The following is a 23,218-nucleotide window of genomic DNA, read 5'->3' on the forward strand; positions in this document are numbered from 1 at the left end:
CGCAGTGTCAAGCGCCCACGGGTAGTCCCCGATCACGATCGGGCGTTGCTCGATACCGCCGATGATCCCTGGCTTCGGCGACGGCACCGTCTTTTTGTGGTTCAGTTGGATCATTTTCCATAGTTGATGATGTTCGCTGGGTCGATGACGTCTATTGGTAGCTGCGTCAGGTTCTCTGACGGTGACAGGGGAGTGGATGGTGGGCTTACGGACCCGTCCCGGGGGACGTCGGCGCGTTACGGAGGAGGAACCAAACGGAGTGGTCGCCCCGACGGCGACGGCGACGGCGACGGCGACGGCGACGGCGACGGCACGGCTGTCGGCTGTACGGAGCTGGGTGCTCATCGCCGCGATGGGTGTGGCCGCTCATTCCGGTGCCATCGTCGTCGGCATGGTGTTCATTGGGGTGGCACTGTTTCTCCCCGATATCGCCGATGTTTCTGATGTCCCCGCTCGGCAACTCCTGATGATGCCGATCGCGGCGGCGGTGTTCGGCCTGCTCAGCGCCGCCGCCCGCCGTAACCGGCCCCCGGGCCGGGCCATGCGGCCGGCTGACGAACCCGAGCTCGCCGCGCTGGTACGCGGTGTAGCCGCGCAGCTTGACTTCCACGCGCCGCTGCTCGTCCGGGTCCTCCCCGTACCGGACGCGAGCCTGGTGCCGGTGAAGGTCTCCAACCAGCGCGGGTACGCGCTTCTGCTCGGCTGGCCGCTCCTGCGCCGCCTCACCGCGGCGCAGCTCACCGCTGTGGTCGCGCACGAGATCGCCTACCAGCAGAATCTGCTCTCCCGGTCTGACCGTATGTTGGCCGTTACGCGTGACATGGTCGAGGCGAGCCTGGACAACCGGATCCGCGTGCCGAGGGCCCTGTCCGCACGGCTCCTGCGTGCCACCCGGGAATCCTTCTGGCATGCCGAGATCGTCGCCGATGCCCGGTCCGTGGAGGTTGCCGGGACCGCCGCCGCGCTCGGCGCGCTGCGGCAGGTTCCCATCATCACTACGGTGTTCGAGCACTTCGTAGAGGACTGGGTCTGCGTGCTCGCTGAGGACGGCTGCTATCCGGAGGATCTCTACGACGCTCTTGACGCGGCGTTGGACGACCCGCACGTCGTGCGGCGAACGGTTGCCGCGGTGGCCGACGACGAAGCTGTAGACCCCTACTCGGCCGCCAGCCACCCGCCGCTGCCGATCCGCCGTGCCGCGTTACCCGAGGGGGTGGGTGCCGGCCGGGACGACAGTCGGCCGGTGCCGCTGCGTCAGGCCGACGATGTGCAGCGGTGGTGCCTGCGGGAACTCTGCCCCACCGGGGGAGAAGACCCCGAGATGGGCAAAGGGGACAGCGAGGACGGCTTGGAGGAAATCGGGGCCGGGCGTGAGAGGCTGCGGCCCGCCCACGTGCTCGACACCTCCCCGGAGCGCTTCGACAGCATCGTGGATGCCGGTGCGGAGCTGATGCGTGCGACCGGGCGGGACTCGATCCCCGGCGCTGTCATCGCCGCGGTCGACGCCCTCGCGGAAGGCGGCTGGCCACGGCTGGCGCGGGCGATTGAACCCGGTGTCGGCTCCGCGCCGCCGCCGCTGCGCGCCACCGCCGTCCGGGAAGTCATGGTCGGCTGTCTCGCTCACACGATCAGCGGTCTTCTGCGTGATGCGGGGTGGGAGCGGGCCAGCCGGTGGCTGACCACTATGCTGCTCGATCCGGACGGTGCGGTCGTCGACGTCCGCGAGTTGATCGGGCAGGCCTTCGACAGCGGTGACCCGACACCCGTGCGGGTGCTGCTTGACGCTGCCACACCCCGGGCCGCGGCATGAGCCGGCAACGTCCGGTCCTGCGGGTGGCCGTCCTCGGTATCGTGACCGCGATCGCCGGCTTCGCGGTCATCGCCGTCCACCTCGGCTGGCAGGTCCGCGGCTATCAGGTGGCGCGGCATCGTGCTGTCGCGGTCGTCGACGGCACGGTTGTCGAGGACGGGATCGGTGACAGCGGTGACATCCGGGTCCGGTGGATCGAGCACGCCGGTGGGGAGCACGTGCAGCGTTTCCGGATCGACAACACCGACCGGTACCGGCAGGGACGCGTGTTCGCCGTCGCCTACGACCCGACCGATCCGACACCGGCCGGTTTCCCGGCCGATCCGCAGGAGAGCGCAGCCGAGGAGGACCTGATCGTACCGATCTGGCTCACCGGTGCCGCAACAGTCGTGATCATTGGGTGGTGGGTGTTGCGGGGCCTGCGGTTCCGGCGTTCCGCGGGGCTGCCCGGCCGCCCGGTGGCGGCCACAGTACTGGCCGGGGAGAGGGCCAATGGCGCGTGGGCGTTCCTGGGCGTCAGTACCTGGATCGCCCTGGCGGCCTCGGATGGGGTGATCAACCTCCGCAGACCCGATCGCTGGCAGCGGGTGATGTGGCACCCGGTCGTGGACACGCTGCCCGGCCGGGTGGACACGCTGGTCCACGGCGACCTCTCCTCGGGGAGGCGCGTTGTCGTGGAGATGTCGGACGGCACCCGCCTGGTACCGGTTGGTCGCCTGCGACACCGTCCACCCAAACGGATGATTCTCAACGAGCATGCCGATGTGCGCGTCAGCGTTGCGGACTCCTTCATCCTTCCGCAGGACGCGCCCGCGTCGCCGGCCCACAGGTGGTGGCGGTGGGGGATGGTGCTCGCCCTCGTCGGCGCGGCCGTCGGTGCGGCGATGAATCTCCTTTTCGGTGGGGGTGCTGACGGAGGCGTTGCCATTGTCCCGTTCGCTGTCGGGATCTCCGCGCTGCTGGTCAACGGCTGGGCGCTCGCCGGCACCGAGCCCTGATCGTTTATAGGATCCGGTCGCGTGTGAGAGGCGGAACATGGACTCCGGCCCGGTCTATAAGAATGATCGACTTGCCGTTTATTCATGGAATGGCCTACCCCGCAGGACGCGCCGTGAAGTAAGAAGACATGCGCGGGAAGGGCGCCTTCATCCGGAACCTCGGGTTGCGGAGATGTCCGTCGAATGGGCGGGAGCAGTCCTTCGCAAGGTGCCACGGAAAGAGCGTGTGATCGAGTTCAACGTGAACTTCATGTACATGGTTACATGCATAGTTTTTTCGGTGATCGTCGATTTTTTGACGGGGGCGGACGGTGCTTTTCTTGGTGGCTTCCCAGGGGGTTGGGGGCAGCACAGTCTTCTTGAGAAGAGAACTGCTCGGCGAATTATGAACCTGCATGAAGAAAAAACGGATGTTGGTCTTTGACGGCTTTTCACGGCAGCCCGGATGCGGATACGTCCCGGTGGACGGGGCCGCTCACGTCAGGGCGGACCGGCCGGGTGCCGCGGTGACCAGGCCGAGTTCTCCGGCGGTGACGGCCAGGCGTTTGTCGTAGGTTACAAAGGCGCTGATCGTCTTTCCTGACGCGACGAGCTGGTCCGCGGTGGCCAGGTGGATGGCGTCCAGTGACCGCAGGTGGGGGAACGGGTAGGTGCCCGCAGTGGCCCGGACCGCGTCGTCGATGTCCAGCCGGTCGGGACTGAAGGCGTCGCCCGGTCGGCGGGCAGCGTCGCCTGATTCGGCCGGTCGGTCCGGTCAGCGATTGTCGGCGATCACGTGCCCGGCGGCGATGGTAAGGGCGACCAGCTCGGCGCTCAACATCCGCAGTGCGGTCCGGCCGGGCTCCGCGAGCAGGCAGAGGTCCGCCGGAGCGCCCGGGACGACCCGCCGGGGAGGCCCGCCGGGTCGGACTGCGTCGCCGAGGTACAGGGCGAGGGCGGTGGCGGCGTCCACCACCTCGGCCGGTCCGATCAGGTTTCCCGCCGCCGTGCGCCGAGTCACCGCGGCCCGCATCGACCGCCACGGATCCGGATCACCGAACGGGGCGTCCGTACCGGCCGCCACCGCGACCCCGGCACGGCGTAACCCCGCGCAGCGGTACAGCCACGGGAGGTCCTCGCTGTCGACCTCATGCAGGTACTGCTCGCCGCGTTCGGTGATGAAGTGCGGTTGGGTGACGACGGTCAACTCACGCTCGACGAGCTGATCCACCAGATCTGGTGGGATCACGGCGCCGTGCTCGACGCGGTCACCCGGGTGACCGGCCCCCGGTTCGTCGTCGGCGGCGTCGAGGACGGCGAGGGTGAGGACGAGGGCCGCGCGGGTCACGCAGTGCACGGCCACCGGACGTCCGGCCATCCACGCGGCACACACCTGGGCGACCAGCGCGTCGAACTCGACCGGCGCACCCTCGTCGATCACGATCTTCACCGGTCCCGGGCGGATGCGCGGGTGCTCCGGTGCCACCAGCGCGGGGCCTCCGGTCAGGGTCAACCGCTGGGGGAGCTCGCCGCGGGTCACGGCGGCGGCGAGCAGCTCGACCTCCTCCGGTCCGGTGCCGGCGGTGGCGTCGGTCACGCCGGTGACACCGAACGTGGCGAGTCGGCGTCCAACGGCGGCCAGATCGGGCGCCGGTGCGGGGGGCAGCCGCTCGCGCAGCCAGCCGTCCAGCCGGAACAACCGGCCGTCGATACGTCCATCCGACCCACGCCCGACCCCGGGCAGCCCGCCGGCCGGGATGTCGGCCGGGAGGCCAGCGGGAAGGTCTGCATCGTCGAGGCCGACCGCGGCGGCGGCGGCCGAGTTGAGCATCCACAGCGCCCCCGAGCGGTGCTGCACCCGCACGGGGACGTCCGTGACCATCGTGTCGAGATCCGTCCTGGTCAGCGCGCCGGCCACGCTGTCGTGGTAGGCCACGCCACGGATCCAGCCGCCGGACGGGGTGGTCGCCGCAGCCCTGCGCAGGGCTGCAGCCAGTTCCTCACGGCCGTGCACGACCGGTGGGCCGCAGACCACCGAGCCGTGCGCGGCGGCCAGGGCGAGCAGGTGGATATGGTGATCATGCAGGCCGGGGAGGAGCATCCCGCCCCGGGCGTCCACGACCCGTTCGCCGGGCTCGCGCGAAAGATCCGGGCCGACGGCGGTGATCCGGTCACCGCGGATCCGCACGCACGTCCCACCCCGCCCGTCGACCTCCGCGTCGCGGATCAACGTCCGCTCAGCGTCCACGTGGCACCGGATCAGCGTCCGCTCGGCACCGGATCAGCATCGGGTCAGCTCCGGATCAGCATCGGGTCAGCTCCGCGAGGACGCGTGAGGTGTCCGCGCCCAGCTCCGGTGCGGTACCGGCCGGGGTCCGGTGTCGTGGGGGAAGCACCGGCTGCCGGCAGCCGGCGGCCTCCACGAACCATCCGCGGTCCCGGCCGGTGTCCTCACCGGCGTCGTCCGACCACCGGGCGACCGGGTCGCGGTCCGGAAGTCTCCGGCGGGTTCCGAGCAGTGACCCCGCCGCCTCCCGCATGGCGATGTCGACATGATGGCCGCCTCCGCCGACCACGCACGCAAGCGCGGCCACCGCCGCGTACAGCCCGGTCACGGGGTCCGCGACCGCGTCGCCGAGGAAGACCGGCGTCCCGTCCGGACCGACCGCGACCAGACCGGCAGCGGCCGCGGCGTCGTCGCCGAACGCCACCCGCTGCCGCCACGGGCCGGTCCGCCCGTAGCCGGTGATGCTCACCCAGGTCAGCGTCGGATGCCGGGCGAGCAGGTCGGCCGGGTCGATACCCAGCTGGGCCAGCGCCCGCGGCCGGGACGCCTCGATCACCACGTCGGCCCGGCCGATCAGCCGGATGAGGGCCGCCCGGCCGTCGGGCGTGTGCAGGTCCAGTGCGACGCTGGCGTGGCCGGCATGCAGCAGGTCGAAGAACTCCCTCGGTCCGGACCGCGCCCCGTCCGGACGCCGGGTGCTCTCGACCTTCACGATCCGGGCGCCGGCGAGCCCCAGCAGATGCGCGCACAGCGGACCGGCCCACAGGGACGACAGGTCGACGACCGTGACCGGCTTCGCCGCCGGGACGAGCCGGCGAACCGGTCCGGACGGGTGCCCTCCGCGTCCGGCCGAGGGCACCGGATCGTCGATCGCCCGGTCGTCGATCGCCCGGCCGTCGAGGAGGAACGGGGCGAACGGGAAGCGCTGGCCGCGCGCGCGGGCCTGTTCGTCCGACGCCGCGGATTCCGGCTGCGCAACCTCGGCCACGGGCAGGCCGAGTAGCTGTCCGTGTTCGACCATGCGCCGCGCCGGCATCGCGGCCAGCGTGGCCGTGACCGCGCGCCACGGATCATGATGGTTCCGGTCGGACGGCTCCGGGTCGTCACGGCAGCCGGCGATCGACAGCCAGGCCGGCAGCAGATCCAGGTCCGAGGCCCGGGCCAGGTTCACCGCGACCCAGCCGTCCCGGGCGGGCAGCAGGCGGGCGGCGCCGCCCGCGGACCGCCGGCCGCCGCGGGTCAGCCGGCTGACCGCGGCCCGTTCGCCGAGCAGCGTGCCGGCGTCGACATCCATGGCCACCTGTGCACCCCGCGTCGCGGCCAGTAGCCGGAACACCGCCATCGCGCCGTCGAGACGCGCCATGATCGGCAGAGCGGGCGCGAGCGGAGCGCTGTCCGCAGGGCCGGTCAGCTCCATTGCGCCCGAACGTGCCCAGGCCTGCGCCGCCGGAAGATCTACTATCTTGGTCGGGTCGAGTACACCCGCCACCGGATCCTCGGCCGCATGCTGCCGGACGACCTTTGCGCCGAGGGCGTGCAGCAGCTCCCGAGCGGCGGACAACGTCACCGAGCCGACCTGCGCTTCCCGTTGTGCCTCGGAAGGGGCGGTGAGGAAGGTCAGCCCGGACAGGGGAAGACCCACTCGTCCCACCTCCCGTCCTGACGCCGCTCCGCACGCTATCGGGGTCCTGATAGTCCCGGCTACGGCTACGGCTACGGCTACGGCTACGGCTACGGCTACGGCTACGGCTACGGCTACGGCTACGGGCAACCGGCAACCGGCAACGGCTACCGTTTGCCCGTGCCGCTACCGCCCGTTGCCCAGGCAGCATCACTCACCCCGGCCCCACCGGTCGACCTGCTGCCGGCCGACGCGGCAGCGGATCTCGTGGACGCGGTGTCCCCGACGGATCTCGTCGACGTCCTCGGCGGGCTGCCGCTGCTGGCCGTCGACCTGACCGCCCCCGGTTCCGACTCCGGTTCCGCCACCGTGACCCCGGCGCTGGAGCGGTTGGCCCGAGCTCGCCCGCCGGTGGTGATCGTCGGGGTGGTCACCGGCGGGCGTCCGCCGGCCGGCCTTCCGGTGGGTGCTCCAGACATCCTGCTCACCGTGGGCGCGGGGGAGGACGCCAAGAGCGTTGGAAATGCGGCGGTCGTGGTGCCCGACGTCGGTGAGGCGCTGGCGAGGCTCGCCGGCCAGGTACGTGAACATCCGCTGGCCGCGGTCACGCTGACCGGTCTGTTGCGGTTCATCCCCATACTGTCCCCGCTCGACGGCCTGGTCGCGGAGTCGCTCGCGTACTCGACGCTGCTCGCCGGCCCGGAGTTCGCGGTCTGGCTCGCGCGCCGCGGCCCGATGCGTCACCGTGACAGCGCCGAGCCGGTGCGGGTACGCCGGGACGGTGGTCGGCTGCATCTCACCCTGAACCGGCCCGAGGTCCGCAACGCCTACGACACCGCGACCCGGGACGCGCTGGTCGCCGCGCTGCGGGCGGCGCGGGTCGCGGGAGATGTCACCGAGATCGTCCTCGACGCGGCCGGGCCGGCGTTCGGCAGTGGCGGTGACCTCAGCCAGTTCGGTACGGCGCCCGATCCCGCGACCGCGCACGGCGTCCGGGTCGGCGCCAGCGCGGCGGCTGAGATCGTTCGGTTTCCCGGCCGGGTCACGGCCCACGTCCATGGGGCGTGCGTCGGCGCGGGTATCGAACTGCCGGCCTTTGCCGACCATGTGGTGGCCTCACCCGACGCGGTCTTCCAGCTGCCCGAAGTCGGCATGGGGCTGGTGCCGGGTGCGGGCGGCACGGTCAGCGTCACCCGGCGGGTCGGGCCTGCCCGGACGGGGTGGCTCGCGCTTTCCGGCGAGCGCCTGGACGCGTCGACCGCGGCCCGGTGGGGCCTTGTCGATGAACTTGTCGTCGGCAGGACCGCCGGCGAGACGGCGGGCTGACGAGACCGCGGGCTGAACGGCCCGTTCGTGAAGGCTGCGCGCGGGTCGCCTCGGGCCTACTATGTGGACATCCTATTATCTGCTATCCAACTACATGCGGCGGAGCGTGCCTGCCGCTGGCTCGGAGGTCAGAAGGATGAGCGCAGCCGACGGGTCCGCTCTGCACGTGCCGCACAACCCGGTGCGGATCGTCACCGCGGCCTCCCTGTTCGACGGGCATGACGCGGCCATCAACATCATGCGCAGGATCCTGCAGGCCCAGGGCGTCGAGGTGATCCACCTCGGCCACGACCGCGGGGTCGACGAACTCGTCACGGCCGCGGTCCAGGAGGACGCGCAGGGGGTCGCGCTGTCGTCCTACCAGGGCGGGCACGTCGAGTACTTCAGTTACCTGGTGGAGCGGCTGCGGGAGCGCGGTGCCGGCCATGTGCGGGTGTACGGCGGGGGAGGGGGCGTCATCGTCCCCGACGAGATCGCCCTGCTGCACTCGCGTGGCGTTGCCCGGATCTTCTCCCCCGAGGACGGGCAGCGTCTCGGGCTCCCAGGGATGATCAATCTGATTGTTGCCTCCTGTGACACCGATCTGACGGCCGAACCGCCCTCGGTACCGGCGGTTCTGACCGGCGATCAGGGAGCGCTCGCCCGGGCGATCACCGTGTTGCAGGCCGGCGGTTCGCCCGAACTCGCGGCGCAGCTGCGGGCGGCGGCGCGCTGCGAGGCGCCCGTTCTCGGTATCACCGGGACGGGCGGGTCCGGGAAGTCCTCGCTCACCGACGAGCTGCTGCGCCGCTTCCGTGTCGACCAGCAGGACAAGCTGCGCATCGCCGTCATCGCGGTCGACCCGACCCGCCGCCGGGGAGGTGGGGCGTTGCTCGGCGACCGTATCCGGATGAACGTGCTCGGGGACGCCGGTGGTTCGTCCACGGTCTTCTTCCGCTCCCTGGCCACCCGTGGCGCAGGTGGTGAGCTGCCCGAACGCATCGGCGACGTGATCGCCGCCTGCCGTGCCGCCGGCTACGACCTGATCGTGGTCGAGACGCCGGGGATCGGGCAGGGCGACACCGGGATTGTCGATCTGGTGGACGTCTCGCTGTACGTGATGACACCCGAGTACGGTGCCGCGTCCCAGCTTGAGAAGATCGACATGCTTGACTTCGCCGACGTTGTCGCGATCAACAAATACGAGCGGGCCGGAGCTGCGGATGCCCGCCGTGACGTCGGACGCCAGCTGGTGCGCAACCGGGAGGCCTTCGGCGCGTCCTGGGCGGATATGCCCGTCTTCGGGACCAGCGCGGCCCGGTTCAACGATGACGGGGTCACCGCGCTCTACCAGCACCTGACCGGCCTGCTTGCAGCCAAGGGGCTGCCGCTCGTCTCCGGGGTGCTACCGAAGGTGACGGTCAAGGCGTCCTCGGGGCTGGCCACGGTGGTCCCGCCGGCCCGCGTCCGCTACCTGGCGGAGGTCGCCGAGACCGTCCGCGCCTATCATCGGCGCAGCGCCGAGCAGGTCGAGGCGGCACGCCGATGCCAGCACCTCGCCACTGCCCGCCGCGAGCTCGCCGCGGCCGGTCATGATCATACCGGGCTCGACGGTCTCCTCGACGATGCCGAGAAGGCCCTGGACGCCGGGGTCCGCGCGCAGCTGGAGAACTGGCCGGCGACGGTGACGGAGTACTCCGGCGACGAGCTGGTCTACACGGTCCGGGGGAAGGACATCCACACGCCGCTGCGCCGGGTGACGCTGTCGGGTACCTCGATACCGCGGGTGGCACTGCCCCGCTTCGACGACCAGGGCGAGCTCGTCCGCTTCCTGCGCGCGGAGAATCTGCCCGGCCGGTTCCCGTTCACCGCCGGTGTGTTCCCGTTCAAGCGGGCCGGTGAGGCGCCGGCCCGGATGTTCGCGGGTGAGGGCGACCCGTTCCGTACCAACCGGCGGTTCCACTACCTGTCCCGGGGCGCGCAGGCCACCCGGCTGTCCACGGCGTTCGACTCGGTCACGCTGTACGGCCGTGACCCGCACGAACGCCCCGACATCTATGGCAAGGTCGGTACCTCCGGGGTGTCGATCGCGACCCTGGACGACATGTCGGAGCTCTATGCCGGTTTCGACCTGTGCTCGCCGACGACGAGCGTCTCCATGACGATCAACGGGCCGGCGCCGGCGATCCTCGCGATGTTCCTCAACGTCGCCGTCGACCAACAGCTCGACGCGTTCCGCGCGGAACAGGGCCGGGAGCCCACCGCGGAGGAGACCGTCGGCATCCGGGTCCGCGCGCTGGCGACCGTCCGGGGCACGGTGCAGGCCGACATCCTCAAGGAGGACCAGGGGCAGAACACCTGCATCTTCTCGACCGAGTTCGCGCTGCGGTGCATGGCCGACGTGCAGGAATGGTTCATCTCCCACGGTGTCCGCAACTTCTATTCGGTGTCGATCTCCGGATACCACATCGCCGAGGCCGGGGCGAACCCCATCAGCCAGCTCGCCTTCACCCTCGCCAACGGATTCACCTACGTCGAGGCGTACCTCGCACGCGGCATGGACATCGACGCTTTCGCGCCGAACCTGTCGTTCTTCTTCTCCAACGGCCTGGACGCGGAGTACACCGTCATCGGCCGGGTCGCCCGGCGGATCTGGGCGGTGGCCATGCGTGAGCGTTACGGCGCCTCCGAACGGTCCCAGATGCTCAAATACCACGTCCAGACGTCCGGCCGGTCCCTGCACGCGCAGGAGATGGACTTCAACGACATCCGCACCACACTGCAGGCCCTGTGCGCCATCTACGACAACTGCAACAGCCTGCACACCAACGCCTACGACGAGGCGGTGACCACCCCGACCGAGCATTCGGTGCGCCGTGCCCTGGCCATTCAGATGATTATCGACAACGAGTGGGGCCTGGCGGGTAACGAGAATCCGTTGCAGGGCTCCTACATCGTCGAGGAACTCACCGACCTCGTGGAGGAGGCGGTGCTCGCCGAGTTCGAGCGGATCTCCGAGCGTGGCGGCGTGCTCGGCGCGATGGAAACCGGCTACCAGCGCGGTCGCATCCAGGATGAGTCCATGCTGTACGAGCAGCGCAAGCACGACGGCACGCTGCCGATCATCGGGGTGAACACGTTCCTCGACCCGGACGCCGACGGCCACCCGCGCGGCCCGGTGGAACTCGCCCGTGCCACCGAGGACGAGAAGCGTTCCCAGCTCACCCGGCTCGCGGACTTCCATGCCCGGCACGTGGAGGAGGCGCCGGCGGCGCTGCGCAGGCTGGGGGATGCCGCGTCAGCCGGTGAGAACACCTTCGATGTGCTCATGGACGCGGTCCGCGTCTGTTCGCTCGGGCAGATCAGTGACGCGTTCTTCGAGGTCGGCGGCCAGTACCGTCGTAACGTCTGATCTGTCCGGTGGGCCAAAGGCCGCGCGATCATGTTTCTCCGCGCGGCCGGAGGCCTTGGCCTGATCGATCTGGTGACCAAAGGCCGCGCGATCATGTTTTTCCGCGCGGCCGGAGGCCTTGGAGCGACCGAGTTTCCTGAGGTGCCCGTGTCCTATCCGAAGCCGCTGCCGTTCGACCCCATCGAGGAGGCGCGCCGGCAGTGGACGGCGCACGGATGGGCCCAGGCCGCCGACGGCATGGCTGCGGTCACGTCCGTGATGCGGGCGCAGCAGATCATCCTGGCTCGGGTGGATGACGAACTGCGCTCCTTCGAGCTGACCTTCGCCCGGTACGAACTGCTCATGCTGCTGCTGTTCAGTCAGGCCGGATCGTTGCCGATGAGCAAGGTCGGTAACCGCCTGCAGGTGCATCCGACGAGCGTGACGAGCGCGGTTGACCGGCTCTCCGCCCAGGGGTTCGTCCGGCGCATCCCGCATCCGACGGACCGGCGGGGGACCCTCGCCGAGATCACACCCGCCGGACGGGAGGTCGCGACCGCGGCGACCGCCCGGCTCAACGAGAGCGTCTTCGCCAACCCGGATCTTTCGCCTGAGCAGATCGCATCGCTCGTCGACATCCTCAAGGAGTTTCGCGGTCGCGCAGGCGACTTCTGACAGCTGGCGGTTTTCAGGACCATCACGGTTCATAAGCTGACGGCCCGCATCCTGGCACTGTTGATACCCGGTCACGTGGTTCATCCATCACAGGTGTCGGTAGGGCTGGTGTGTCACTCCCGTTGGTGGCACAAACGCAGACTCCATCGATCGGCTCAACCCGTGGATGCTCGTCACGCCGGCGATTCCCAGCACTGCGAAGCGAGTGGGTGCGCCGGTGCGGCACAACAGGCCGTCACCGCATCGATGCCCAAGCCGCGGTGGCTGCCGATCCGGCTGAACGCACCCCTGCAGGAGGTTGTCGATGGTCGTCCCAGCACAGGGGGCCGGCCGGCCCTCGACGGCCGCAAGTGGGCCGGGCCGGAGTACACCTCCCTGGCACGCCACCTCGACACCGCGGTCGGTGGGCAGACACAGGCTGCTGGCTTATTTCGACGACCTCGTCCTGAGGGTGGCCAGGACCGGACGCGGGAGTGGATACCTGCTCAGCGGCGAACGCGGTATTGGCAAGAGCCATCTGGCCAGGATTTTCACCCACCGAGCCGAGCAGAAGGGGATGGTCACCTTCCGCGGGCGCTGTGTACCCGGCGGATCGCCGCTGCGATCCCTGCGGGAGTCCCTGCTGCGGGCGGGCGACGGACTACCGGACCCCGTCGAATTCGATCAGCGTACTCCTGCGGAGGTGGTGGCAGAGCAGCTTATTGTGCGGTGGACGAGCAGGCAGGGGGGGCCAGCCGCGCTCGTGGTCGTGGAGGACCTGCACCACGCCGACCCCCGTACCCAGGAGGTGCTGCTCTACATCTCCGACCACCTCGATGAGGTTCCGTTGATACTGGTGGGCACTGCGCAATCACCAGCACGGCTCGGATGGCCGATGGTCGAGGAGGTTTGCGGCAACCTGAACTACCTCGACGGGATCATCCCCCCGCTGGCTCCAGCCGAGGTCGAGGAACTGGTTCGCCATCGCATCCCCACCCCGGACCCACAGGTCATCGACTTCCTGCACCGCTGGAGCGACGGCGTTCCGCTCCACCTGCTTGACCTGCTCGACTGCGTCCACGACCTTGCCACCGCCACCGCCACCGCCACCGCCACCGCCAGCGACCTGTTCACCGCGCCGGTACCCCGTTCGCTCGCCAGCCGGGTCCTGCTGGGGATGGCCGGATTGGACGATCACGATCGCCATGCATTGCAGGTGATGAGCTTGTTGGGCCCCACGTTCGGAGCCGAAGCCGTGCAGAGGACCGCCCGGCTTCCCTCCGGGATGACCGAACGCTCCATCAACCGGCTTGTCGAGCTGGATATCGTCCAGGCCTGTCCGCTCGGAGACCGGGACGGTTTCGGGTTTCGGCACGCGCTTGTCGGCGAGGTGATCCGGCACACGATGTCCCCCGACCAGGTGCGCTCGCTGGGCCCCGCGGTGGCCGAGGTTCTCCGCGACCAGGCGCGGCACGAGGTGGAGACCGATCTGTCGCTGGCACGGCGGAAACTCCAACGCGCCGCGGCAATCCTGGCTCCGGGTTCGCCGGAGCACACCGAGGTCCTGACGGAGCAGCTCGACATCGTGTCCCGTATCGGCGACGCCGGGGCCGAACGGGCGCTGCTGTCTTTCCTACGCCCCAGCGTGCAGGCGCACGGTACCAGCGCCGGTCCGGGACCTTTCGGGCTCTACGGGTTGGTGGACAGCGTGGACCAGGTGCAGGTCCTGCTCCGGGCGGCAGCCACCGCGCTGACGCTGGCCGATGACCTGACGGCGCGTCGGCTGGCCCTGCGCGCGCTGCGTGCAGCTCTGGACCTCGCGCTGCCCGCTCTGGTCTGCGAGGCACTTGACCTGCTGGGCTGCGCCTCTGAACGGCACGACATCGCCGCGGCAAGACGGGCGTACACCAGGATGGCCAGGGTTGCGGTCCTACACCGGATGACCTACTGGGACATCCATGCCAGGGCGGGAAGTGCCGTCGTGCGGATGCTCACCACCGCCGACATCCGCGAGTTGCGAACCGTGCGGGATCTGGCGGACCGGACGGGCCTGCGGGCGTTGACGACAAGGCTGGAGATCCGGCTCGCGCAGGCCCTCGTGCTCTGCGGGAACGGCGACGAGGCGAAGGTATGGGCTGACTCGGCCGGACTCGAAGCACGGCGGCTGTCCCTGCCCCACTTACGCGGCCAGGCGCAGGGACTGTTGCGCCTGGTGAGAATGGTCGAATCAGAGCGCGCTGGCGCGGACCGCGGCATTGACGGCGACCACACGCTCGTGGATGCGATGGAGGCGCTGGTAGCGAACGACATGGTGTCCCTGGCCCGGGCGCTCGACACGCAGGCCGATGCGGGCGTGTTCCCCGAGGCCGTCGTTCCCTTCTGCTGGTCGGGGCTGCGGCGGCTCGCCCATGCTCTCGAGGGGACCACTGCGCCTGCCGGCCCTCTGCTGTCGACGGCCGACCGTGGCCTCGGCGCGTTCGGTCTGGCCGTCGTAACGGGGCGCACGGGGGACCGCGCGCAAGCCGAGCGCTGGGCCTGCGAGGCAGTGCGGCTGCTGCGAGGTTTCGACTGGTGCAGGCATCAGGGCCAGCTCGCAGTGGCGGAGGCGGCCGCCGACGCCGGTTGGGGGGCTCCGAAAGAGTGGCTGCAGGAGGCGATCGCCTACTTCGGCTCCTGTGGACACCTTCGGCTGGTCCAGCAGGCGCGTCAGTCGTTGCGCCGCCTCGGTGCCCCGGTTCCGCGAAGGGGCAGAGGCACGACCACCGTGCCCTACGCCCTGGCAAGCGTCGGCGTGACCACCCGGGAGATGGATGTGCTGGACTTGGTTGCGCGCGGATTGTCCAATCAGTCGGTTGCGGACCGGTTGGTGTTATCCACGCGCACCGTCGAGTCCCATCTGCGGAATCTGCTGACCAAGACCGGTTGCCAGAACCGTGCCGATCTGGCCCGCTTCCGTAACGCCAGCATGAACCTGCCCGCGACGGAGATATCAGGCTAGAAGAACATGAACGGCCGGCTGAACGGGACGGCGGTCCGGTAGTGACGTGACCTGACCTGACGCGACGGCCTCACGCCGTCCCGGACGGCTCCGGCTTCCTCCCGACGGCGACCAGGGCGAAGCGGGGCAGGACGCACCGCCATTTCGACGGGCCCAACCGCTCGACGACGCATTCACCGACATGGTCTCCCATGCCGTTTCCCATGCTGTTGAACCGGAATATCCGGCGTGCGAGTTCGAACGCCACCATCGAGGCGCCCTCGTGCCCATGGGCCGCCACCAGCTTGTCCAGCCCGTACATCTGCACCAGGTAGCGGCCCAGCGCGGCCCGCGCCGCCCGTTCCGAGGTCCCGGTCACCACGATCGGGTCGAACATCCAGTTCGTCGTCACCGTGCAGAAACCGGAGCGCACGAGACACTCTCGCATCTGGTCAACGGTGAAGTGCGCGTAGCGGTGGCCGGTCGCTGACTGTTTGTCCACGACATCCAGGAACCAGGTCGCCACGGGCGACCCTTCGGCAAAATCGTGCAGCACGAACCTGCCCCCAGGCCGCAGCACCCGCCACGCCTCGTCGGCCACGTCCTGTCGCTCCGGCTCCGGCACGTGGTGGCTTCCGTATGCGAGGAGCACACCGTCGACGCTTCCCGAACGGAACACCTGCCGCTGGGCACGCTGCCGGACTGCCGGAGCACCCGCCGCCCACGCACGAGAGACCATGAACGAGGCCGCGTCACAGGTCACGACCGTCGCGTCGGGCATATCGGGGCGCAGACAGACCCGGTGGAGCAGCCCATCGCCGCCCAGCAGGTCCACAACGACCGGCCGATCGCCGCCTGCGGGGCCGACCACCAGGGCCATGAGGTGCCGGATACCGATGATCCGCGCCTCCGGGTGCGCCTGCTGGGCGTCGACGTAACTTTCGCCTCGGCCGCCCTGCTCCGCGGAACCAAAGTCGTCACGCTCCCCGTCAGTCGCCAAGCCGACGGCGCGTTCCTCGTCGATCAGCGCGTACACGTGCGGCCAGGTCTCCCGTAATGCCCGGAGCTGGGATCGCTGGTCCCCCGTGTCAACCCGTGGCAGGGCATGCCCCGTCATGTCCTGCCTCGGGACCGCGCATGCGGGTCGGTGTACTCCGCGGGCCGATTCCCCCGTGACGGCCCCATGCCCCGTCATGCCCGGCCTCCCTGCGCGGGGGCGCCGAGGCGGTGGTAGCCGTTGGCGGCTCGGGCCTCGGACAGCGGCAGGCCCGCCCGCAGCGCGGCGAGTACCCGGCCCTCCAGATCATCGATCCGGCGGATCTCGGTGGCGAGGGTATCGACCATCTCGGCCGGGACAACGACGATTCCCGATTCGTCCGCACACACCCAGTCTCCTGGAGCGATGGAGGTGCCCCGTACGGTGACCGGCTCCTGCATGGCGGCCAGCCTGACCCGGCCGCGCCCGGATTTGACGCACGTGGCCGCCGCCCAGATCGAGTAGCCGATCTCGGCGCTGCCCGCGACGTCACGGCAGGCTCCATCGATCACCGTGCCTGCGACGCCGCGCGCATGGGCAACTGTGGTGACCAGGTCGCCCCACACCGAGCACCAGTCGCGGCCCGCATTGTCGATCACGACGACGGCCCCGGCGGGCACGTCGTCGACGAAGTCGCCGATGCTGCCCGGCGAATCCGCGGACACGACCTCGTAGCGCAGGGTGAAAGCGGGCCCCACGACCAGTCCGCTTCCGGTCAGCCGACGCAGACCGGTCACCGCACCGTCACGATGGAGGACGTCCATCGCGTCGGCGATCGTCGAACAGGTAACGGTGTCGTTCAGGCTCCGCAGCAGGGAGCCGCTGACGTCTCCGGGTGAATTCGGGTATGGCACCTCGTTTACATCCACGGTTCGGACAGTGCTTCGGCGCGGCCGTCCGGGACAAGATTCCGGCGCCAAACTCAGGGCACTGGGCAGGATCGCGGCGACCGGGGGCCGGCGGCGGCATCGCGTGTCGTGGATACCCATCCGTTAATTCATTGTCATCTGACCTTAACTCCGGCGTCGACACGGATGTCCGCCCGGGACGGTTCCCGTAGCGTCTGCGTCGTTGCCACGGTGATCATCACCGTCGGCCGTCCGACTCCGACAGCGGAGGGCATCCGGGTGACTCGACGACGCCGAATCGCGTACCTCTGTCTCACGGTTCCACACGACGACCTTCCCGATGTGGAGGCCGCGTTCGCCCGGCACGACACGGATGTGGAGATCGTCAAGCTCGCCGATGCAGATCAGACCGACTGGAGCGGCATCGACCTGCTGAGCCTACGCATGCTGCGCTATTTCCACCTGGAGCCGGACCTGATCCCGCGTATCGACGCGCTCTGCGCGCGGGTGAGGGCGAACGCTCCCGGCGGCCTTCCGGTGGTCAACCCGCCCGGACTCGTGGCCAGGGGGCTGGACAAGTTCGACTATCTTCCCAGACTCGCCGACGCCGGGGTCCCTGTTGTGCCGACCGAGTGGGTGCCCCGGGGAACGCCGGCCACCCTCCACGCCATCCTGGACCGGACCGGGTGGCGGCGCGCCGTGGTCAAGCCGACGCTGTCGGCTCGCGGCTGGAACGCTTTCCGGGTAACCCGGGTCGAAATCCCGATTGATGACCCCGACCCCACCGCCGACCATCCACACCTCACGCTGCCCGATCATCCCGACGCGGTGGCCGGGAGTAGCGCCGAGCGTCGGTTCGCCGAGCTGACAGCGATGACGACAGTGAGCGTGCAGCCCTTCGTCGATGAGATCACCACTCGCGGCGAGACGTCCTTCGTCTTCATCGGCGGGAGGTACAGCCATGCGATCGCTAAGTCGGTTGCCGAGAACGGCTGGATCGCGCACGAGTCCTTCGGCGGCGTCAACAAACGTGTCGAGGCCATACCCGCACACATCGCCTGGGCCGAGGAGCTGCATAGCCTGCTGTGCTCATGGTTCGAGCAGCTGCGGTACGCACGGATCGATACTCTGCCCGCCCCGGATGGCGGCCTGCAGTTGCTGGAATGCGAATTGGTGGCCCCCCGTCTGTTCCTGCGTGAGGGCGGTGCGTTGGATCGCTATGCCCGCAGCATGCTCACTGTCGCCGCAACAGCCTGAGCCGCAACAGGCATGACCTGAGGAGAGCAACACATGGACAGCCTTTCGCGCCCGGCGACGATGGAAGAGACGCGCACCGAGGTGGTGGTGGTGGGCGCGGGCATGGTCGGACTGCTCGCCGCACTGGGACTGGCGAAACGCGGGATGGACGTGACGGTCATCGACGACGTGGTCAACCAAAAACCCAGCTACAAGGTGGGCGAGTCGTTCCTGGTCTCCACCGGAGTTCCCCGTATAATCGGCGAGCTCGACGACTTCCTCAACGACGAGTGTTTCGTCAAGCTGGGCGTCTGGTTTACCTATGGCGTCCAAGGTCAGCGGGAGTTCCGACCCAAGTCGGAGTGGGTCGTCGCCGCCATGTCGGAGTTCACGCTGCGGGAGATGCCCGACGACTTCCGTGACCATTACTTATATAAGATCGCGAAAAACAAGCTCGCGTTTCGCGCTCTGGTGGTCGACCAGCAGATCTGCCGGCCCGACACGGAAGACCTTCTGCGCAAGTCCGTGTACAGCAGACACAACATCCGCTTCCTCGACGCCGCCCGGGTGACCGGCGTCGAGATCGCGCAGACCGACACCGACGCACATCTGGTGACCTGGACCGACCACTCCGCGAAGACACAGGGCAGTGTCCACGCCCGCTGGGTCATCGACTGCTCCGGACGAACCAGGATGTTGGCGAGCAAGCTGGGCCACCGCGCCGAATCACGGGTGCTCAACGACGGCTTCCAGACCACGGCTCTGTGGGGGCAGTTCTCCGGCATCACCGACGAGATGTTCGAACCGGTGTGGCGGTACACCACCGAGGACGGCACCTCTACCCGCAGAGACCTGTACACCCTGCACCTGTGGGGCGACGGCCACTGGATCTGGGTGATCCGGCTCTCGGGAGGCCGGGTGAGCGTCGGCATCACCTACGACCAGAAAAAGCTGCCGAAGAACGGCGACCCCAAGGACCGGTTCTTCGCGGCACTGGCCGAATACCCCGTCTTCAACGGAGTGCTCAGCCGGGAGAACCTGCTCGAGTTCCGTATGTACCGCAACGTGCAGCACGTGACGGACACCTTCGTCCACCCCAGGCGGTACGCGATGCTCGGCGACGCGTCTTCGATTATCGATGCCTACTACAGCCAGGGACTGGGCCAGTCCTTCCAGACCATGTGGCACGTCTCGAACATCATCGAGAAGGACCTCCGGCACGCCTGCCTCGACACCGGCTACATCGACCGGGTCAACAAGGCCACCTTTGAGGATTGGCTGACCATCAGGAGCTTCGTCCAGGAGAAGTACAGCGGCGCCATCGCCGACCCACGCTTCTTCCTGCTGTCGCACATGCTCGACTGGGCGGTCATCTGGTCGACCGGGACCGCCCGGTACCGCTGGACGAACTGGCTGGCGGCGACCGGCGGTGACACGTCCAAGGAGGACGAGACCAGCAGGAAGGACCGGGAGTTCTGCGAGGCCCACCTGTTCTATTCGAGGGGACAGCTGGGGCACTGGACGACGGAACAGGCGTTCCGTCGTCGAGTGGAACGTTTCCAGGCCAAGCTCGGCGAGCGGGCCCGGTGGCGGCTCGAGCACGGCATCACGGGCCCCAGTGTGTTCTGCCAGCTGTCGCTGACCCGTTGCCTGCCGCGTGGTACATGGCGGCTGCTCGGCAAGCCGAGCTCGGCGCAGGTGGAGATCTCTGGGCCGGACTTTGTCGCCCCGAGGAAGCTCCGCAAGCCGTGGGCGCGCTCGTGGGTCAACGCGCTGCCGCTGACCGCGTCACAGCGGTTCTCGCTCGTACTGAACCTACGCGCTCCCCTGCTCGCGACGTTGTTTCTCACCTGCTACGCGCTGGACGCGGCCGACACTGCGCGGCTGAAGGCGCTGCACCGGCTCCGCGGCGGGCGTCGGCCGGCACGAACGGAGTCATGACGTCGAAAACCGGGGCTGATCGAGGTCGGAAACTTCGTCACCGCTCCATTCGCGGTCTGTCCGTTTAGATTTCCGCCTGACCTCCTGGCAGGAGTAGTGATGGCCTACGCGTCCGGTCCGGTGGCCACGCTGTCGTCGCAGGTGCTTCTCGTCTTCCTGCTCCAGATCGCTGTCCTGCTCGGGCTTGCTCATCTCCTGGGCCGGGCGGCAATGCGGCTCGGAATGCCCGCCGTGGTAGGTGAGCTGGTCACCGGCGTGCTGCTCGGGCCGTCCCTGCTCGGCACGCTAGCGCCCGGTTTCGCCGGCTGGCTGCTGCCTGCGCGCGCCGATCAGTTCCATCTCCTCGACGCCGTCGGTCAGCTCGGCGTGATTCTGCTGGTCGGTTTCACCGGGATGGAGATGGACATCCGGCTGGTGTGCCGCCGCAGGCTGACCGTCGCCCGAGTCGGCCTCGCCGGGCTGCTGATTCCAGTGGGCCTCGGTGTCGCAGGGGGACTGCTGCTGCCGGACTCGTTCGTCGCAGATGGCGCCAATCGGCCGGTGTTCGCGATGTTTCTTGGTGTCGCGCTGGGTGTCAGCGCGATTCCGGTCGCCGCGAAGATCCTTATCGACATGCACCTGTTGGACCATAACGTCGGCCAGCTCACCCTGGCCGCGGCCGCGGTCGACGACGCGGTCGGATGGTCGATGCTTTCGGTGGTGTCGGCGATGGCGACCACAGGCGTGCATGGCGGTGACATCGCCGTGCCGGTCGTGAGCGTGCTGGGCACCGTGCTGGTCGCCCTGGTGGCCGGCCGGCCGGTGGTCCGGGCCGCGCTTCGGTTCGCCGGGGCGGCGCGGGACGGCAGCGGCTGCATCCCGGTTGTCACGCTGCTGATCCTTGCCGCGGCTGCGGCGACGGATGCGTTGAAACTTGAGGCGATCTTCGGCGCCTTCATCGCCGGCATCGTCGTCGGGTCCAGTCGGGACTTCATCCCCGACCGGGTCGCGCCGCTGCGGACGGTGGTGCTCACCGTACTGGCCCCGATCTTCTTCGCCACTGCCGGGCTACGGGTCGACCTCGGCATGCTCACCGATCTGTCGGTCCTCGCCGCCGGACTGGTGGTGCTGCTGCTCGCCGTCGCGGGCAAGTTCGGCGGCGTCTACCTCGGCGCGCGGGCCAGCCGGCTCGGCCACTGGGAGGCGCTGGCGCTCGGCGCAGGGCTCAACGCCCGCGGGGTGATCGGCCTGGTGGTCGCCGCGGTGGGGCTCCGCCTCGGCGTGTTGGACACGGCGGTCTACACGGTGGTGGTCCTGGTGGCGCTTGTCACCACCGTAATGACTCCGCCGATCCTGCGGATCACGATGCGACGGGTCGAGCAGACCGCCGACGAGACCCTGTGTCGGCAGCTGGGCCCCGCTGCCGACACAGGGGTGCACATTCCGGGGCCGGACGTTGGACGCCGTCGCCAGGAAGCGTGAACGGGTCTCAGCGCAGGACGGACAGGGGGAGCATCCGCCGCCTGCTGTGGTCGTTTCTGCTGTGATCATTGTCGACCGTGGGAAGGCTCGCGGCGTTCACCGCGGCCAGCGCCGCCTCACCATGACCGAGTACGCACTCGGGGTCAGGGCCGTCCACCGGGAGACCGGTGAAGAACTTCGCCGCCATGCATCCGCCCTGGCAGGCGTCGTAGTGCCCGCAGGATGTACACGCTCCGGCACTGCCCGGTTCGCGTAGTTCGGTGAACAGCTCCGAGCCCCGCCACACCGCGGCAAACCCGCCGGAGTCCAGGACGCTTCCGGCGCGGAAATGATCGTGCAGGGCGAACGGGCAGGCGTAGACGTCCCCGACCGGGTCGATCAGGCAGACCACCCGCCCGGCGCCGCACAGGTTCAGCCCCGGCAGGGCCTGGCCGTAGGCCGCCAGGTGGAAGAACGAGTCACCGGTCAGCACGTTCGGACGGGCCAACAGCCAGGAATGCAGGTCGCGCTGCTGGGCTGCGGTCGGATGCAGCTGCGACCAGGAGTCGCGGCCCCGGCCGGAGGGACGCAGCCGGGTGACCCGAAGCTCGGCGCCGTAGTCCCGCGCCAGCATCTCGAACGAGTCGAGCTGGCTCACGTTGTGCCTGGTCACGACGACGGAAAGCTTGAACGCGCCGAACCCGGCGGCGGCGAGGTGGTCCATCGCGGTCCGCGCCCGGTCGTAGGAGCCGGAGCCGCGGACCGGATCGTTGGTCATCGCGTCCGCGCCGTCCAGGGAGATCTGGACGTCGACGTAGTCCAGGGACGCGAGCCGCCGTGCCTTCTCAGGTGTGATCATCCCGCCGTTGGTGGAGAACTTGACCCCGACCCCGTGGTCGACCGAGTACTCCAGCACCTCGAAGAAATCGGACCGGGTCATGGGCTCGCCGCCGCCGACGTTGACGTAGAAGACCTGCATGTCGGCGAGCTGGTCGACGACCGAACGCATCTGGGCGGTGGTCAGCTCGCGGGGGTCGCGCCGTCCCGACGAGGACAGGCAGTGGACGCATGCCAGGTTGCAGGCGTACGTCCACTCCCAGGTCAGGCAGATCGGGGCGTCCAGACCGCGCAGCAGCTCGTCCTGCAACGACCGGCTCGCCGAGACCCGCCCGGCCATGGCGGTGCCGGTGACGCCTGCGGTGTCAGTGACGCTCACGGACGAACCCCGTTTCCACCAGGCGGGCCAGTGCCCGCTCCACCGCCGGCCGTTTCGCGGCAGGCACGATGTTCAAAGCGGCGTCAGCCGACGGATGGTCCGCCAGCGACCGCACCACCGAGACCAGATCGAGATCCTTCAGCAGGGACAGCCGTCGGGTCTCGTACGAGTAGGCGAGCGCCCCGAACCGCTCCGGGCGCAACGCGACCTTCGGATGCAGCCGGTAGGCGCGGTCGCGGTCGAAGATGCTGGTCGTGGCAGGCCCGAGGGCATGTGGCGGTGAGGGCAAGATCGATCCGATCGCCGTGCTGATCAGCCAAGGGTTCAGACAGCCAAGGGTTCAGACACTCCCAGATTCAGTAGACCCCGCACATGCCGTCGATGGACACGTCCTCCACCAGGAGGTCCTCGAGCACCGGCTCGGTGTCCGGAACCTCGCAGGAGGCAACATCGCTATCGGCGGAGTCCATACGGTTCCT

General features: G+C 69.2%; 17 protein-coding genes. 10 read left to right on the forward strand and 7 right to left on the reverse strand.

The annotated features are described in order from the left end of the window. Positions 1-259 precede the first annotated feature (259 nt). The 3 genes from NBW77_RS03505 to NBW77_RS03515 all read left to right on the forward strand — a co-directional run bounded on the left by NBW77_RS03505 (position 260) and on the right by NBW77_RS03515 (position 3,232). A complete protein-coding gene (locus NBW77_RS03505) occupies positions 260-1,810 on the forward strand; it encodes a M48 family metalloprotease (protein WP_250279267.1) in 1,551 nt (516 codons plus the stop codon). Beyond that, positions 1,807-2,808: a hypothetical protein gene (locus NBW77_RS03510; protein WP_131748191.1), complete on the forward strand. Its 1,002-nt coding sequence runs from the start codon at positions 1,807-1,809 to the stop codon at positions 2,806-2,808. Before NBW77_RS03505 ends, NBW77_RS03510 begins: the two co-directional genes overlap by 4 nt. Before the next feature lie 226 nt (positions 2,809-3,034). Next, entirely contained in the window at positions 3,035-3,232 is a 198-nt protein-coding gene (locus NBW77_RS03515; RefSeq protein WP_131748189.1) for a hypothetical protein, read from the forward strand. Positions 3,233-3,562: 330 nt separating this feature from the next. On the opposite strand, the gene NBW77_RS03520 is transcribed toward NBW77_RS03515, so the two are convergent. Both NBW77_RS03520 and NBW77_RS03525 read right to left on the reverse strand, forming a co-directional pair. Then, entirely contained in the window at positions 3,563-5,035 is a 1,473-nt protein-coding gene (locus tag NBW77_RS03520) for an amidohydrolase family protein (protein WP_250279268.1), read from the reverse strand. Between the two features lie 55 nt (positions 5,036-5,090). Then, entirely contained in the window at positions 5,091-6,716 is a 1,626-nt protein-coding gene (locus tag NBW77_RS03525) for a CoA transferase (protein WP_250279269.1), read from the reverse strand. Between the two features lie 159 nt (positions 6,717-6,875). Here NBW77_RS03525 and NBW77_RS03530 point away from each other — a divergent pair, with 159 nt between their 5' ends. The 4 genes from NBW77_RS03530 (at position 6,876) to NBW77_RS03545 (ending at position 15,043) form a co-directional block, all read left to right on the forward strand. Next, entirely contained in the window at positions 6,876-8,021 is a 1,146-nt protein-coding gene (locus NBW77_RS03530) for an enoyl-CoA hydratase/isomerase family protein (RefSeq protein ID WP_250279270.1), read from the forward strand. Positions 8,022-8,157: 136 nt separating this feature from the next. After that, positions 8,158-11,412 (forward strand): fused isobutyryl-CoA mutase/GTPase IcmF, encoded by a 3,255-nt coding sequence (gene icmF, locus NBW77_RS03535; RefSeq protein ID WP_131748185.1) that lies wholly within the window; start codon positions 8,158-8,160, stop codon positions 11,410-11,412. 147 nt (positions 11,413-11,559) lie between these two features. Next, on the forward strand, positions 11,560-12,066 hold the full coding sequence (locus NBW77_RS03540) for a MarR family winged helix-turn-helix transcriptional regulator (RefSeq protein WP_131748183.1): 507 nt from the start codon (positions 11,560-11,562) through the stop codon (positions 12,064-12,066). A 403-nt stretch (positions 12,067-12,469) separates the two neighbouring features. Then, a complete protein-coding gene (locus NBW77_RS03545; protein WP_165486263.1) occupies positions 12,470-15,043 on the forward strand; it encodes a LuxR C-terminal-related transcriptional regulator in 2,574 nt (857 codons plus the stop codon). A gap of 70 nt (positions 15,044-15,113) precedes the next feature. Here NBW77_RS03545 and NBW77_RS03550 read toward each other — a convergent pair whose 3' ends face one another. After that, complete coding sequence (locus NBW77_RS03550; RefSeq protein ID WP_250279271.1) at positions 15,114-16,139, reverse strand: methyltransferase domain-containing protein; 1,026 nt, start codon at positions 16,137-16,139, stop codon at positions 15,114-15,116. A gap of 74 nt (positions 16,140-16,213) precedes the next feature. Continuing rightward, entirely contained in the window at positions 16,214-16,912 is a 699-nt protein-coding gene (locus NBW77_RS03555) for an RraA family protein (protein ID WP_165486262.1), read from the reverse strand. Between the two features lie 180 nt (positions 16,913-17,092). On the opposite strand from NBW77_RS03555, the gene NBW77_RS03560 reads away from it, so the two are divergent. From NBW77_RS03560 to NBW77_RS03570, 3 genes are all read left to right on the forward strand, one after another. After that, positions 17,093-18,163 carry an ATP-grasp domain-containing protein gene (locus tag NBW77_RS03560; protein WP_131748175.1) on the forward strand — a complete coding sequence of 357 codons (1,071 nt, stop codon included), beginning with the start codon at positions 17,093-17,095 and terminating at the stop codon, positions 18,161-18,163. 33 nt (positions 18,164-18,196) lie between these two features. Continuing rightward, positions 18,197-20,083, forward strand: a complete 1,887-nt coding sequence (locus NBW77_RS03565; RefSeq protein ID WP_131748173.1) for an NAD(P)/FAD-dependent oxidoreductase — start codon at positions 18,197-18,199, stop codon at positions 20,081-20,083. Between the two features lie 99 nt (positions 20,084-20,182). Further along, complete coding sequence (locus NBW77_RS03570; RefSeq protein WP_131748172.1) at positions 20,183-21,544, forward strand: cation:proton antiporter; 1,362 nt, start codon at positions 20,183-20,185, stop codon at positions 21,542-21,544. A 7-nt stretch (positions 21,545-21,551) separates the two neighbouring features. Here NBW77_RS03570 and mftC read toward each other — a convergent pair whose 3' ends face one another. From mftC to mftA, 3 genes are all read right to left on the reverse strand, one after another. Next, positions 21,552-22,700 carry a mycofactocin radical SAM maturase gene (mftC, locus tag NBW77_RS03575; RefSeq protein ID WP_131748267.1) on the reverse strand — a complete coding sequence of 383 codons (1,149 nt, stop codon included), beginning with the start codon at positions 22,698-22,700 and terminating at the stop codon, positions 21,552-21,554. Between the two features lie 25 nt (positions 22,701-22,725). After that, positions 22,726-23,028 carry a mycofactocin biosynthesis chaperone MftB gene (mftB, locus tag NBW77_RS03580; RefSeq protein WP_131748170.1) on the reverse strand — a complete coding sequence of 101 codons (303 nt, stop codon included), beginning with the start codon at positions 23,026-23,028 and terminating at the stop codon, positions 22,726-22,728. Positions 23,029-23,095: 67 nt separating this feature from the next. Continuing rightward, a complete protein-coding gene (gene mftA, locus NBW77_RS03585) occupies positions 23,096-23,209 on the reverse strand; it encodes a mycofactocin precursor MftA (RefSeq protein WP_131748168.1) in 114 nt (37 codons plus the stop codon). Between the last annotated feature and the right edge of the window lie 9 nt (positions 23,210-23,218).

Origin of the sequence: Frankia sp. Cppng1_Ct_nod (assembly GCF_920656135.1) — a bacterium.
GTDB classification, from domain to species: Bacteria; Actinomycetota; Actinomycetes; order Frankiales; family Frankiaceae; genus Protofrankia; species Protofrankia meridionalis.